Source organism: Xanthomonas prunicola (assembly GCF_025266575.1).
In the GTDB taxonomy this organism is placed as follows: Bacteria; Pseudomonadota; Gammaproteobacteria; order Xanthomonadales; family Xanthomonadaceae; genus Xanthomonas; species Xanthomonas prunicola.
In genome coordinates, this window is the sequence record NZ_CP096142.1 from 3,757,675 (window position 1) to 3,771,768 (window position 14,094).

Genomic DNA, 14,094 nt, shown 5'->3' on the forward strand with positions numbered 1-14,094 from the left:
TGAGTGGTTTCTGGTAAACATGGGGGAGCTTGCGGGCTCCCCGCAGAATAATTCCGAAGCGTGGCATGTGGGAGCGTTTGCGTGGTGCGTGTCGTCAAAAGAGCCATTCCATAGAATTGCATCATTAACTGAACAGCGCGCCGGCCCGCGGTGAACCAATCGCGTTCGAATCGGTCACACTGAGCCTATGAACGCACCGCCGCTGCTACCCCCCGAAGCCGTTGCCGCGCCCGCCGAGGACCGGCTGCATCGTCAATTCACCTTGCTGCGTGAGTCGCTGGCACAGCGCATCGTTGGTCAGTCAGCGCTGGTCGAACGGCTGCTGATCGTCTTGCTGGCCGATGGTCATCTGCTGGTCGAGGGTGCGCCTGGCTTGGCCAAGACCACTGCGATCCGTGCGCTGGCCTCGCGGCTGGAGGCGGACTTTGCGCGGGTGCAGTTCACCCCGGACCTGCTGCCGGCCGATCTGACCGGTACTGAGATCTGGCGCCCGCAAGATAGCCGGTTCGAGTTCATGCCCGGGCCGATCTTCCACCCGATTTTGCTGGCCGACGAAATCAACCGCGCACCGGCCAAGGTGCAGTCCGCCTTGCTGGAAGCGATGGGCGAGCGGCAGGTCACGGTCGGCCGGCACACCTACGCGCTGCCGCAGCTGTTTCTGGTGATGGCGACGCAGAACCCGATCGAGCAGGAGGGCACGTTCCCACTGCCCGAAGCGCAACTGGATCGCTTCCTGATGCATGTACGCATCGGTTATCCGCAGGCCGACGCCGAGGCGGAGATCCTCCGGCTGGCACGTGAGGCGGCCCGCGATACGCTGGAAAAGCACGAGACCGTGCCCGACAAGATTCCGTTGGAAGATGTCTTCGCCGCGCGCCGCGTGGTGCTGGATGTGCATCTGGCGCCCCAGTTGGAACGCTATCTGATCGAAATTGTGCTGGCCTCGCGCGATGCGCAGCGTTACGACCCTGCACTGGCGCGGCGGATCGCGTGGGGCGCCAGCCCGCGTGGTTCGATTGCGCTGGAGCGCTGCGCGCGTGCGCGTGCCTGGCTGGCCGGGCGCGACTACGTCACGCCGGACGATATCCGCGCCATTGCGCCGGATGTGCTGCGGCACCGCGTGCTGCCCAGCTACGAGGCCACAGCCGAAGGCTGGGATGGCGATCGTCTGGTTGCCGCATTGCTCGAAAAGATTCCGCTGCCCTGATCGGGCAGCGTCGCTGAGGTATGCCGCCCTCTCGCCAGACACCGATGTCTTCGATGCCGTTCTCGTTCCCTGCAACCGCCCCATCGCCTGTCGCTGGCGACGGGCTGCGTCCAACGCTCGCGGAATTGATTGCGCTGCGCGGCACTGCAGTTCATCGCGGTCAACAGGGACGCGGCCGGCATGGGGTGGTGGGGCCGGTGCCTGCCGCCACGCGCGGGCGCGGTATGGAGTACGCCGAGTCGCGTGAGTACGTGGCCGGCGATGACGCGCGGCATATCGATTGGCGCGTCACCGCGCGAACCGGGCGAGCGCACACCAAGTTATTTCAGGCCGAGCGCGAGCGCTTGAATCTGATCGTGGCCGATACCTCGCCCGCACTCTTCTTCGGTACGCGCGTGCGTTACAAATCAGTGCAGGCCGCACGTGCTGGCGCCGTCGCAGCATGGTTGGCGCAGCGCCAGGGCGACCGAATCGCAGCATTGCGCGGCACCGCCAGCGAGGCGCCAGTTGCGCCGGGTTCCGGGCAGCGAGGCGTATTGCCTGTGCTGGATGCATTGGCGCGTTGGTATGCGCAGCCGCCGTCCGGCGATGCGGGGCTGGATGTCGCGCTGGATCATGCTGCGCGCCTGTTGCGCCCCGGCGCGCGCCTGACCGTACTGGCCGATGCGCGCAGTGCCGGTGCTATTTCTGCCACGCGTTGGTCGGGGCTGGCCTTGCATCACGAGGTGGTGGTGATCGTGCTGGTCGATCCGCTGGAGCTTGCACCACCGGCACGTGCACTCACCTTCGACGTGCGTGGCGAGCGCATCGCCATCGATCTCTCCACGCAGGCCGGGCGAGCACGCTGGCATGCTGAATTTGTCGCGCCACTGGATCAGTTGAGCGCGCTCTTGCAGGCACGCGGCGTGCGCCTGCATCGACTGTCCACCGACGACGCCAGCGATGCCTGGTTGGGCGGCAGCGCTGCCGTGCGGAGTCGCTGACGATGTCGCCGCAAGCGCTGCCGCTGCGTGATGTCCATCTGCCGCCGCCGCCATCGTGGTGGCCGCTGGCGCCTGGCTGGTGGTTGGTGATCGCGGTCATCGTGCTGGTACTCGGCGGCGCCTGGGTCTGGTGGTGGCGCGGTCGTCAACGGCAGCGCCGCTGGCTGGCTGCCTTCAATGCGGAATTACAGCGCGCCACCACGCCCGCACAGCGTCTGGCGGCTGTGTCGGTGCTGTTGCGGCGCGCGGCGCGCAGGGTCGATCCGCAGGCCGATCGCTTGCAGGGCGATGCGTGGTTGCAGTTTCTGGATGGTCGCAAGAGCAAGGACCACACGTTTTCACACGGCCCCGGTCGGGCCGTGTTGGAAGGCGGCTTCCAGCGTGCGCCCGCGGTGAGCGATCTGCCTGCGATAGAAGCGCTGGCGCGGCAGCGCTTTGTGACGCTGATGCGGGGCCGGCGATGAACTGGTTGCAGTGGTCGCAGTGGCAGGATGCGTTGGCGCACTGTGCCTGGCCGTGGGCATGGTGGTTGATGCCATTGCCGTTGCTGATGTGGTTCTGGCCGCAACGTCGCACCGATGCGACTGCGCTACGCGTGCCGTATGCGGAGCAGTTGCAGGCGGTAGCGCAGGCGAAAAGCGCGCCGTCGTTGCGAATGCCGCGTTGGCTGGCGTGGCTGGGTTGGTTTTTGTTGTGTGCCGCGCTGGCGCGTCCGCAGCAGCTGGGCGAAGTGATTCAGCCACCGCGCGAGGCGCGCCAGATGATGTTGGCGGTGGATCTTTCGGGGAGCATGAGCGAGCCGGACATGGTGCTCGGCGGCAAGGTGGTGGACCGACTCACTGCCGCCAAAGCCGTGCTGTCGGACTTTCTGGATCGGCGCGACGGCGACCGCGTCGGCTTGCTGGTGTTCGGCCAACGTGCGTATGCGCTGACACCATTGACCGCGGATCTGACCTCCGTGCGCGATCAATTGAGCGATAGCGTCGTGGGTTTGGCCGGGCGCGAAACCGCGATTGGGGATGCGATCGCGTTGTCGGTCAAACGCCTGCGCGAACAGAAGCAGAGCCAGCGCGTGGTGGTATTGCTCACCGATGGCGTCAACAACGCCGGCGTGCTGAATCCCTTGAAAGCCGCGGAACTGGCCAAGGCCGAAGGCGTGCGCGTACACACCATCGCGTTCGGGGGCAGTGGCAGCTACTCCTTGTTCGGCGTGCCGATTCCGGCCGGCGGCAACGACGATATCGACGAAGACGGGTTGCGCAAGATTGCGCAGCAGACCGGAGGACGTTTCTTCCGCGCCCGCGACACTGAAGAACTCGCCGGCATCTATGCCGAGTTGGATCGGCTGGAACCGGTCAAGGGGCTCGGGCCTTCGGTGCAGCCGCGCGTGGAGCGCTACTACTGGCCATTGGGCGCGGCCATCGTCATTGCGCTGGTGGCCTATGTGCTGCCGCGGAGGTGGCGATGAACGCGCTGAACGAACTGGCCGGATCGCTGCAGGCGTTACATCTCATGCGTCCGATGCTGATGTGGGCGCTACTGGCGATCGTGCCGGCGGCGGCGCTGTGGCACTGGCGTTGCCGCGATGCCGACGTCTGGCGGCAAAGCGTGGATGCGCATTTGCTGTCGAAATTATTGGTCTCCGGCGGTCGGCGCGGATGGTTGGGGTTCGTGCTTGCCGCACTGACGTATGCGTTGGCCGTGGTAGCGATGAGTGGGCCGAGTTGGCGCCAGATCGAGCGCCCGGTGTATCAATCCAGCATGCCGCTGGTGGTGGTGCTGGATCTATCGTCCAGTGCCAACGCAACCGACCTGCCGCCATCGCGTCTGCTGCAGGCGCGCGCGAAACTGGCGACGCTGCTGCGTAAACGGGCCGGTGGCGAGGTCGCATTGTTGGTCTATGCGGGCGAGAGCTTCACGGTTGCGCCGCTGACCGAAGACAGCGCCAATGTGGCCTTGTTTCTGGATGCGCTCTCGCCGTCGGTGATGCCGGTGGACGGCAAGCGTGCGGACCGGGGCATCGATGCGGCCGCTCAGTTGTTGCAGCAAGCTGGCTTCAGGCAGGGCGCAATCCTGCTCGTCAGCGATAGTGCGGATGGTTCTGCCGAAAGTGCCGCGCGCACGGCGCGTTCGCGCGGCTTCACCGTCTCTGCGCTGGGCGTTGGCGGCGAGCGCGGCGCAGCGTATCGCCTGGCCAGCGGCGAGATTGCGCAGGCCAAGCTCGACGAAGGCAGTCTGCGCGACCTGGCCGGGCAGGGCGGTGGACGGTATGCACGCATCGCGCCGGACGATGCGGATCTGCGCGCCTTGGGCGTGCTGGATCCGTCGCAACAGCCGTTGGCCGAGGAAACTGCCGAATCCGATGGCGGCAAAACCTGGCTCGACGAAGGCTATTGGTTGGTGCTGCCGGTGATGCTGCTGGCCCTGCTGGCGTTCCGTCGCCGCGCAGTGGTGGCAGTGCTGGCGATGGTCTGCGTGCTGCCGCTGGCGCAGTCCGCGCACGCGGCCGATGGCACCTTGTGGCAGCGTGCCGATCAGGTGCAGCAACAACGTCTGGATGCCGGCGTGCAGGCGTATCGCAAAGGTGATTTTGCAGCGGCACAGAAGGCCTTTGAAGCGGTGCCAACCGATGAGGGGCTGTACAACCTCGGCAACGCGCTGGCACGGCAGGGCCAGTACGACGCCGCGATCGCAGCCTACGATCGCGCGCTCAAGCAACATCCGAAGCAGCAGGATGCCATCGCCAATCGCGCGGCGGTCGATGCGGCGCGTAAGCGTCAGCAGCAGAACAACACCGATGGCAAAGGCCAGGACGGCAAAGGCCAGTCCAAGGATCAGAAACAATCTGGTCAGGATGGGAAAGGGCAACAGCAGTCGGGCCAGAATCAGCAGGACGCGAAATCCGGCCAGGGTGGGCAGAACCAGCAGAACGGTAAGAACCAGCCCTCTGATGCGCCGCCTCAGGACGGCAAGTCGCAAGAGGCGCAGTCCAAAAACGGGCAGGGCGAGCAACGCAAACAGGACACGCCGCCGCAGTCTGCCGATGCCAAGGCACAGCAGCAGGCCGATGAGGCACAGCGTCGCAAGATGCAGCAGGCCATGGCGCAGGCGGGCGACAAGCAGGCGGATGCAAGCGGCAAGCAGGAGGCCGCGGCCGCGAGCGAGACACCGGAGCAACGCGGGCAACGTCAAGCGGTGGATGCGTGGCTGCGGCGCGTGCCGGACGATCCGGGCAGCCTGCTGCGCACCAAATTCAGGCTGGAATACGAACGCAGGCAACGGGACGGACGATGATCGGCAGACACCACTTGCGTCGCGAGGCGATCGGCATGCTGGCCAGCGTTGCACTGTTGGCGTGCGCGCCGGCGGGTGCGGTGACGCGCGCGTGGCTGGATCGCGACAGCGTCAATGTCGGCGGCGTGGCGATGTTGAATATCGAAACCGATCAACGCGGCGTCGACCCGGATTACACGCCACTGCGCAGCGATTTCTCGCTGGGTGCCAAGAGCGCGAATCAGCAGATGCAGGTGACCAATGGTTCGGTGACGGTGCGCGCCTTGTTCGGTGTGGTGCTGACCCCGCGCAAGAGTGGGAAACTGATCGTACCGGCGATCCGCGTAGGCCACGAGCGCACCGAGCCGCTGCGCTTGCTGGTGGTTGGGTCGGCGAACAGTGCCGCCAGCAGTTCCGGCAGTGCTGCCGGCGCGCCGAGTGCGGTGCAGGGCAATGAAGAGGCCTTCGTCGAAACCCGGGTGGACGACCCGCAGCCCTACGTGCAGCAAAGCGTGGGCGTGGTGGTGCGGTTGTACTTCGCCAACCAACTGGCATCGGGCGAACTGGATCTTGAAGCTCCCGATGGTGCATCGATGCAGCGCGTCGGCGATGACATCAGCTCGGTCAAGGTGCTCAATGGACGCCATTACAATGTGGTGGAGCGGCGCTATCTGCTGGTGCCCGAGCGCAGCGGCCGTCTGCTGCTGCCGCCGGCGCGCTTCAACGGGCGTTCGGTGGGCGGGTTTTTCGACGATTACTTCGGGCGCGGCAACGGTGAGCTGAGTGCGCGCAGTGCCAGCATTCCACTGCAGGTGCGTGCGCAACCGGCCAACGCGCCGCAGCCGTGGCTGCCGTTGCGCAGCCTGCAGTTGCGCTACACGACCACGCCACAGCGGGCGACCGCCGGTGAGGCGGCGCAATTGGTCGTGGAAGCCAGTGCGCGCGGTGCCACCCAGGCGCAGTTTCCCGAATTGCCGACGCCCAGCGTGCCCGACGCGCAGGTCTTCGCCGAGCCTCCGCAGTTTGAGGAACGCTTCGTGGACGGCTCGCCGCAGCTGCGATTGACCCGACGCTATTCGATCGTGCCTAACCGCGCCGGTCCGTTGGTGGTTCCCGGGTTGCAGGTGGCATGGTGGGATGTGGCCGCAGGCGCAGCCAAGACTGCGTCGCTGCCCGATCTGACGCTGGATATCGCGGCGGGCAGCGGCGCGTTTGCGACACCTGTGCCGTCACCAGCCGTGAACCCGGTGCCCGATCAATCGGCGCCGACGATGGATCGCACGCTCGCCCTGCAACCGCCATCGTCTGCGCCCCCCGCATGGGGCTGGATCGCGGCCGCGATCGGGTTTGCGTTTTTGTGGGTCCTCACGCTGGTGTGGGCGTTGATGCGTCGGCGTGGTACTTCGAGCGGTAGATCAAGCGGCAATGACGGTAATGGCAGCGCTGTGCCCGTTGCTGGCAGACGCGCGACCCACGGCGTGGCTGAGTTGCGCCGTGCGCTCGATACCGGCGGCATGGATGATGTGGCGGCGGTGCTCTGCGGCATGGCCGGCGTTGCCGATATCGACGCAGTATTGGCAGCGTTGGCAGACCCCGCGCAGCGTGCAGCTGTGGCGCGCATGCAACGCGCGCGCTGGGGCGGCGATGGCGATGTGACCGGCGCGCGCACCGCCTTGCGCGAGGCATTTGCCAAGGGGCCGCGTTGGCGGCATGCGAGCGCGGCCGAGCCGGAGGTGCTGGCGCCGTTGTATCCGCCTGCGCCTTGATTGACGGCGGCTTGGAGCGACCGAGACATTGCTGTGCAGCTCTCGCGTGGCTCCAGCCGGTGTGACGCATGGTCTGCAACGAACGGTACTTCGATTTTTTGGGAGCAATCTGCACTCGCATGGCAGCTGCCGGCTACGTTTTCATTGGCCGCTTTGACGCGCTTTGGGAGGGTGACACTGCCTTGCAGCGCTGATAACGCGTTGTGTTGGAATGCGCGTGATCTGCCAATGGTGTGGCGCAGAGGAAGGAGCATTGCGCTGGGGCTTTCTGCAGCGCCCTTGCCCGCCCACCATCGCAGGACTCGCTGCAAATCCGCCCATGTAAGCCCCTTGGCGGCATCCATGCCGCCAAGGGGCTTACATGGGCGGCGAGGGCATCTCTCACCCGACACACCAGGCTTTCGACTTGAGGCATCTGACGACATAGACGCGCCGCTACGAGATTCCCGTTGTCTCGTGAGGTGCCGAACAGTCAGGTCGATTGCCCGCTCCAACGCCTGCATCACCCAACATCAATAGGAACGCTTACCCGCAGCAGGTGCCCAGGGGCACCCCGGGTAGGTGGCCGCATCGATGGCGTTTGTTAAGCTCCGGTCTTTGTGTCCACCAAGGCTCGACCAGATGACAGCATCCCCAGCCACGCGCCGCCCGGGCCTGCCCCTGCATTGGAAGATGGGCATTGGCTTCGCCGTTGGCCTGTTGTTGGGTCTGGCTGTCTACTACCTGGCCGGCAGCGACGCCGATTGGGTGCGTCTGGTGACCAAATACGTCACCACGCCGTTTTCGCAGATTTTCCTCAATCTGATCTTCATGCTGATCGTGCCGTTGCTGTTTTCGGCGCTGGTCATGGGCATCTCTGAGATGGGCGACATCCGCGCGCTCGGGCGGGTGGGGTGGCGCACTTTGGGCTATACCGTGGTGCTGTCCGGTGTGGCGGTGCTGCTGGGGCTGGTGCTGGTCAACGTGCTCAAGCCCGGTGCGGGCGTGGACCCGCAACTGGCCAATCAGCTGATCCAGGAAAACGCCGAGCGGACGCGCGAAATCATTTCCAGCTCCGGCACCCAGCCGCAGGGCATGGACATGCTGTTGTCGATCGTGCCCAGCAACGTGATTGCGGCAGCCTCCAGTAATGGCGCGATCTTGTCGCTGATGTTTTTTGCGGTGATGTTCGGTGTGGGCATGGTGCTGACCGCCGATGAAAAAGTCGCCACGCTGCGGCGCGGCATCGAGGGCATCTTCGAAATTTCGATGACCTTGATCGGGCTGGTGATCCGCCTGGCGCCGTATGCGGTGGCCTGCTTCATGTTCAACCTGGCGGCGTTGTTCGGCTTCGATCTGCTGATCCGCCTGGGTGCATACGTGGGTGTGGTAGTGCTGGCGCTGGGCCTGCACATGGTGGTGAGTTACGGGCTGGCGGTGAAATTCGCCGGGCGCTCGCCGCTGGGCTTCTTCCGCCAGACCCAGGAAGCGACGGTGATGGCGTTCTCGACCGCCTCCAGCAACGCGACCCTGCCCACCGCCTTGCGCGTGGCCGACGAGATGGGTCTGCCGCCGAGGGTGTCGCGTTTTGTGCTGACCGTGGGTGCCACCGCCAACCAGAACGGCACGGCGCTCTTCGAAGGCGTGACGGTGATCTTCCTGGCGCAGTTCTTCAATGTGGATCTGAGCCTGGGCCAGCAATTCATGGTGATGCTGGTCTGCATCCTGGGCGGAATTGGTACCGCCGGCGTGCCGTCCGGCTCGCTGCCGGTGGTGGCGCTGATCTGCGCGATGGTCGGAGTCAACCCGGTCGGCATCGGCATGATCCTGGGCGTCAATCACTTCCTGGACATGTGCCGTACGGCGCTGAACGTGACAGGGGATCTGGCGCTGACGACGTTGGTGGCCAAGGGCGAGGAATAGGGAATCGGGAATCGTTAAAGCAGGCTGTTGCGGGCGTTTAGTGTGAGGGTAAGCCTTGCCACACCGGTGCGGTGGTTGGGCGCGCGGGTAATCGCATCGACCCATCGGCAACACTGCATCCGATTCTCCATTCCCGACTCGCGATGCACGTAACGCGCTGTGTGGGAGAATAAGCGGCTCCGCTTCCAGCGGTGTCCCCTTCCGCTTCCATAGACGCCCATGACCCAGCCCACCCGCCGCCAGCTGGCCAACGCCATCCGTTTTCTCGCCGCAGATGCGGTCGAAGCCGCCAAGTCCGGCCATCCCGGCATGCCCATGGGCATGGCCGATATCGCCGAAGTGCTGTGGAACGATTATTTCCGGCACAACCCGAACAACCCGCAGTGGTTCAACCGCGACCGGTTCGTGCTGTCCAACGGCCACGGCTCGATGCTGCAGTACGCGCTGCTGCACCTGTCCGGCTACGACCTGCCGATCGAGCAGCTCAAGCAGTTCCGTCAGTTGCACAGCAAGACCGCCGGCCACCCCGAGCGCAGCGAAACTCCGGGCGTGGAGACCACCACCGGCCCGCTGGGGCAGGGCTTTGCCAACGCCGTGGGCTTCGCACTGGCCGAAAAGTTGCTGGCGCAGCGCTACAACCGGCCTGAGCTGGAAATCGTCGACCACCGCACCTGGGTGTTCATGGGCGATGGCTGCCTGATGGAAGGCATTTCGCACGAAGCCGCCTCGCTGGCCGGGACCTGGGGCCTGGGCAAGCTGGTGGCGTTCTGGGACAACAACCAGATCTCCATCGACGGCAACACCGCCGGCTGGTTCAGCGACGACACCCCGGCGCGTTTCGAGGCCTATGGCTGGCACGTGATCCGCGATGTCGACGGGCATGACGCCGACAAGATCAAGGCGGCGATTGAAGCGGCGCTGGAAAACAGCGACAAGCCGACCCTGATCTGCTGCCGCACCAAGATCGGCTTCGGTGCACCCACCAAGGCCGGCAAGGAATCCTCGCACGGCGCGCCGCTGGGCAAGGAAGAACTGGAAGGCGCCCGCAAGGCGCTGGAGTGGCCGTACGGCCCGTTCGAAATTCCCGAAGAGATCTACGCCGGCTGGCGCGCAGGTGGCACCGGCACGCTGCGTCAGGCCGAGTGGGAGCAGCTGTTCGACAAGTATGGCAAGCAGTACGCCAGTGAAGCCGACGAACTGACCCGTCGCTCGCACGCCGAGCTGCCGGCCGACTTCATCGCCCAGGCCGATGCCTACATCGCCAAGGCGCAGGAAGACGGCCAGACCATCGCCTCGCGCAAGGCCTCGCAGCTGGCGATCGAAGCGTTCGCGCCGCTGCTGCCCGAGTTGATCGGCGGTTCGGCCGATCTGGCGCATTCCAACCTGACCTTGTGGAAGGCCAGCAAGTCGGTGGCCACCGACGACCCGGATGCCAACTACGTCTACTACGGCGTGCGCGAGTTCGGCATGACCGCCATCGCCAATGGCCTGGCGCTGCATGGCGGCTTCATTCCATTCGATGCCACCTTCCTGGTGTTCAGCGACTACGCGCGCAACGGCGTGCGCATGAGCGCGTTGAATCCGGCCCATGCCATCCACGTGTACACCCACGACTCGATCGGTCTGGGCGAGGACGGCCCGACCCATCAGCCGGTGGAGCACCTGGCCTCGCTGCGCTACATCCCCAACAACGATGTGTGGCGCCCGGGCGATGCGGTGGAATCGGCGGTGAGCTGGAAGGCCGCCATCACCCGCAAGGACGGCCCGAGCTGCCTGGTGTTCAGCCGCCAGAACCTGCAGCACCAGCCGCGCAGCGCCGAGCAGCTCAAGCTGATCGAACGTGGTGGCTACGTGCTGGCCGAGGCCGAAGGCGGCACGCCGGACGTGATCCTGATCGCCACCGGTTCGGAAGTGGGTCTTGCGGTGGAAGCCAAGCAGACGCTGGATGCGGCCGGGCTGAAGACGCGCGTGGTGTCGATGCCGTCCACCGACGTGTTCGATCGCCAGGACGCGGCGTATCGCGAGTCGGTGTTGCCGAACGCGGTACGCAAGCGCGTGGCGGTGGAAGCGGGCGTGACCGGCTTCTGGCGCAAGTACGTCGGCCTGGATGGCGATGTGGTCGGTATGGATACCTTCGGTGCGTCGGCCCCGGCCGATCAGCTGTACGCGTACTTCAAGATCACCGCCGAGCACGTGGTGCAGGCGGCCAAGGCGCTGTAAAGAGACAGCGCTGTTGATAAGAAAAACGCCGGCAAATGCCGGCGTTTTTTGTTGCCGCTGAACTGGCGTCCTGTGCTCAATGCATGCAGTGCTACGCACTGCGGGTCGGGGCCATCGTGACGGTGGGGCCGCGCAACGCGGATGTGGTCGGTTTGCAGGTGCGTGATACGGCGATGTGCACCAAGACGTCTTGGAAAGGCCAGTGGTGGGAGAGGCGTCCACCAACGCTGTGGCGCTCGCTTGGAGGGCTTCCTGCTGGTTGCCTATTTAAAATGTGAATCATTCCCATTAAAATGGTGCGCTGCCGCGGTTTCGTGGCACGTCCTTCCCCCTGTTGACCGCCGCCTCCGCGTGGCGGCTTGCCCTCGACTGTCTGCGCCGGAGCTGTGATGAACCGTCCTACCGTAATGCGTCTTCTTCCCATTGGGCTGCGCCCGCGCGCGCTATCGCATGCGGTGTTCGCCGCGCTGTGCACGGTGTCGGCAGGCCAGGCCATGGCCGAAACCCCGGGCGGCGAAGCCGAAGTCACCACCCTGGACCGGCTGAACGTGCAGGGCGAGCAGGTCAAGGGCTATACGGTGGAAAAGACCACGGCCGGTACGCGCATGAACCTGTCGCTGCGCGAGATCCCGCAGTCGGTCAGCGTGGTCACGCGCGAGCGCATGGACGACCAGAACCTGCAGAGCATCACCGATGTGCTCAACAACGTCTCCGGCATCTCGGTGGCGCAGAGCGACAGCGAGCGGCTGGAGTTCTACGCGCGCGGTTTCTACATCGACAACTATCAGTTCGATGGCATTCCGGCGTACATGGAGCAGGCCTGGAGTTATGGCGACTCGGCGCTGGACGTGGCGCTGTACGACCGCGTGGAAGTGGTGCGCGGCGCCACCGGCCTGTTGACCGGCTCGGGCAACCCGTCGGCCTCGATCAACCTGGTGCGCAAGCATGCGGTGAGCCGCGACTTCACCGGCACCGTGTCGGTGGGCGGTGGCGACTTCAACAAGACCCGCAGCGTGGCCGATGTCACCGTGCCGCTGAGCCCTGAAGGCACCGTGCGCGCGCGCGCGGTCGGCGTGTATCAGGACGGCGAATCGGACATGGACCGCTACAACCTGCGCAAGAAGATCGGCTCGGCGATCATCGATGCCGACCTGACCGACAGCACCTTGCTGAGCGTGGGTTACGAATACCAGAAGAAGGAATCGGACGACGTCACCTGGGGCGGCTTCCCGCTGTTCTACAGCGATGGCACGCGTACCAACTACGACCGTTCGTTCAATCCGGCGGCCGATTGGACGTTCTGGGACACGCGTCTGCAGCGTACCTTCGCCAGTCTGCAACAGAGTTTCGACAACGGTTGGACCCTTAAGGCCAACGTGAGCCATGAGAAGACCGAAGCGTCCAATCACCTGTTCTATCCGTACTACACGATCTTCGGTTTCGACCGCACCACTGGCGCTGGCGTGGTGCCGTATTCGGGCAACTACCTGACCGAGCGCAAGGCCGATGGCGCCGATGTCTACGCCGAAGGCCCGTTCCAGTTGTTCGGCCGCGAGCATCAACTGGTGGCCGGCGCCAGCTACAACCGCCGCGAGTACGTCAACAACGGGACCTTCGATTTCCCGGCGCCGCTGGACAGCTACCTCGGCTGGAACGGCGCCTACCCGGAGCCCAACTGGAGCCCGCGCACGGTGCAGAGCGACGGCACCATCAAGCAGAAGGCCGCCTACGTGGCCGCACGCTTCTCGCTGGCCGATCCGCTGACGCTGCTGGTAGGCGCGCGTTATACCGATTGGCAGATCGATGGCCGCAACGTCGATGCGGCGCAGGGGCTTGTCCCGTTCTCCGATAGCCAGACCGAAGTCACGCCGTACGCCGGTCTGGTCTATGACATCAACGACGTGTGGTCGACCTACGTCAGCTACACCGAAATCTTCAATCCGCAGACCTTGCGCGATGCCAATGGCGGCTACCTCGACCCGCTGAGCGGCAAGGGCTACGAAGCCGGCGTCAAGGCAGCGTGGTTCGACGACCAGCTCAATGCCTCGCTGGCGCTGTTCCGCATCGAGCAGGACAACCTGGGCGTGGCCACCGGCGGCTTTGTGCCGGGCAGCAGCGAGTCGGCGTACCAAGCAGCCAACGGCGTGGTCAGCGAAGGCTTCGATTTCGAGCTTTCCGGCCGTGTGACCGCTGGCTGGAATGCGACCTTCGGTGCCTCGCACTACACCGCCCGCGATGACAGCGGCACGTCGATCAATACGCATCTGCCGCGCACCACCATCAAGCTGTTCAACAGCTACACCCCGCAGGGGGCGTGGAGCGACTTGACCGTGGGTGGCGGTGTCAACTGGCAGAACCGTTCGTACTACGTGGACCCGGTATACGGCACGTTCCAGCAGAGTGCCTACGCCTTGGTCAGTGCTTTCGCACGCTACCGTCTTTCGCCGCAGTTCTCGGTGCAGCTCAATGTCGACAACCTGCTCGACAAGCGCTACTACGCGCAGTTCAACGGTGGCTATGGCGCATGGGGCGCCTCGCGCAACGGCATGCTGACCTTCAACTACGCGTTCTGAGCGAGGGCGACGTCAGCTGGTGTGACGTTCGATCCTGCCGAAGTGACACAGGCACCTGCAAGGGTGCCTGTGTTTTTTGTGTGTCTGTCGATCTGTCATGCAGTGCGCAGCTGCGTGCGGCAGCGTCCAGGCAATGCCGCACGGCGTGCGACGCCGCTGTTCGTGGCCGC

At 65.1% G+C, this 14,094-nt stretch carries 9 protein-coding genes; all 9 read left to right on the plus strand.

The window, feature by feature from the left end; translation table 11 throughout:
- Window positions 1-187: 187 nt before the first annotated feature.
- Window positions 188-1,207 (plus strand): AAA family ATPase, encoded by a 1,020-nt coding sequence (locus M0D43_RS16150; protein WP_260807362.1) that lies wholly within the window; start codon window positions 188-190, stop codon window positions 1,205-1,207.
- A 20-nt stretch (window positions 1,208-1,227) separates the two neighbouring features.
- On the plus strand, window positions 1,228-2,190 hold the full coding sequence (locus M0D43_RS16155; protein ID WP_252162204.1) for a DUF58 domain-containing protein: 963 nt from the start codon (window positions 1,228-1,230) through the stop codon (window positions 2,188-2,190).
- A 2-nt stretch (window positions 2,191-2,192) separates the two neighbouring features.
- Window positions 2,193-2,654, plus strand: coding sequence for a DUF4381 domain-containing protein (locus M0D43_RS16160; protein ID WP_252162205.1), 462 nt, complete (start codon window positions 2,193-2,195; stop codon window positions 2,652-2,654).
- Complete coding sequence (locus M0D43_RS16165) at window positions 2,651-3,658, plus strand: vWA domain-containing protein (RefSeq protein ID WP_252162206.1); 1,008 nt, start codon at window positions 2,651-2,653, stop codon at window positions 3,656-3,658. Before M0D43_RS16160 ends, M0D43_RS16165 begins: the two co-directional genes overlap by 4 nt.
- On the plus strand, window positions 3,655-5,484 hold the full coding sequence (locus M0D43_RS16170) for a VWA domain-containing protein (RefSeq protein WP_260807363.1): 1,830 nt from the start codon (window positions 3,655-3,657) through the stop codon (window positions 5,482-5,484). The genes M0D43_RS16165 and M0D43_RS16170 overlap by 4 nt, the downstream gene beginning before the upstream one ends.
- Window positions 5,481-7,229, plus strand: a complete 1,749-nt coding sequence (locus M0D43_RS16175) for a BatD family protein (protein WP_260807364.1) — start codon at window positions 5,481-5,483, stop codon at window positions 7,227-7,229. The genes M0D43_RS16170 and M0D43_RS16175 overlap by 4 nt, the downstream gene beginning before the upstream one ends.
- A 621-nt stretch (window positions 7,230-7,850) precedes the next feature.
- Window positions 7,851-9,131 (plus strand): dicarboxylate/amino acid:cation symporter, encoded by a 1,281-nt coding sequence (locus tag M0D43_RS16180; protein ID WP_252162207.1) that lies wholly within the window; start codon window positions 7,851-7,853, stop codon window positions 9,129-9,131.
- 219 nt (window positions 9,132-9,350) lie between these two features.
- Window positions 9,351-11,351: a transketolase gene (gene tkt / locus M0D43_RS16185; protein WP_252162208.1), complete on the plus strand. Its 2,001-nt coding sequence runs from the start codon at window positions 9,351-9,353 to the stop codon at window positions 11,349-11,351.
- Between the two features lie 389 nt (window positions 11,352-11,740).
- A complete protein-coding gene (gene fhuE, locus M0D43_RS16190; RefSeq protein WP_252162209.1) occupies window positions 11,741-13,924 on the plus strand; it encodes a ferric-rhodotorulic acid/ferric-coprogen receptor FhuE in 2,184 nt (727 codons plus the stop codon).
- Window positions 13,925-14,094: the final 170 nt, after the last annotated feature.

Coding starts and splice junctions, on each gene's coding strand:
- M0D43_RS16150 (WP_260807362.1), top strand. CDS start 188: ATGAACGCACCGCCGCTGCTACCCCCCGAAGCCGTTGCCGCGCCCGCC.
- M0D43_RS16155 (WP_252162204.1), top strand. CDS start 1,228: ATGCCGCCCTCTCGCCAGACACCGATGTCTTCGATGCCGTTCTCGTTC.
- M0D43_RS16160 (WP_252162205.1), top strand. CDS start 2,193: ATGTCGCCGCAAGCGCTGCCGCTGCGTGATGTCCATCTGCCGCCGCCG.
- M0D43_RS16165 (WP_252162206.1), top strand. CDS start 2,651: ATGAACTGGTTGCAGTGGTCGCAGTGGCAGGATGCGTTGGCGCACTGT.
- M0D43_RS16170 (WP_260807363.1), top strand. CDS start 3,655: ATGAACGCGCTGAACGAACTGGCCGGATCGCTGCAGGCGTTACATCTC.
- M0D43_RS16175 (WP_260807364.1), top strand. CDS start 5,481: ATGATCGGCAGACACCACTTGCGTCGCGAGGCGATCGGCATGCTGGCC.
- M0D43_RS16180 (WP_252162207.1), top strand. CDS start 7,851: ATGACAGCATCCCCAGCCACGCGCCGCCCGGGCCTGCCCCTGCATTGG.
- tkt (WP_252162208.1), top strand. CDS start 9,351: ATGACCCAGCCCACCCGCCGCCAGCTGGCCAACGCCATCCGTTTTCTC.
- fhuE (WP_252162209.1), top strand. CDS start 11,741: ATGAACCGTCCTACCGTAATGCGTCTTCTTCCCATTGGGCTGCGCCCG.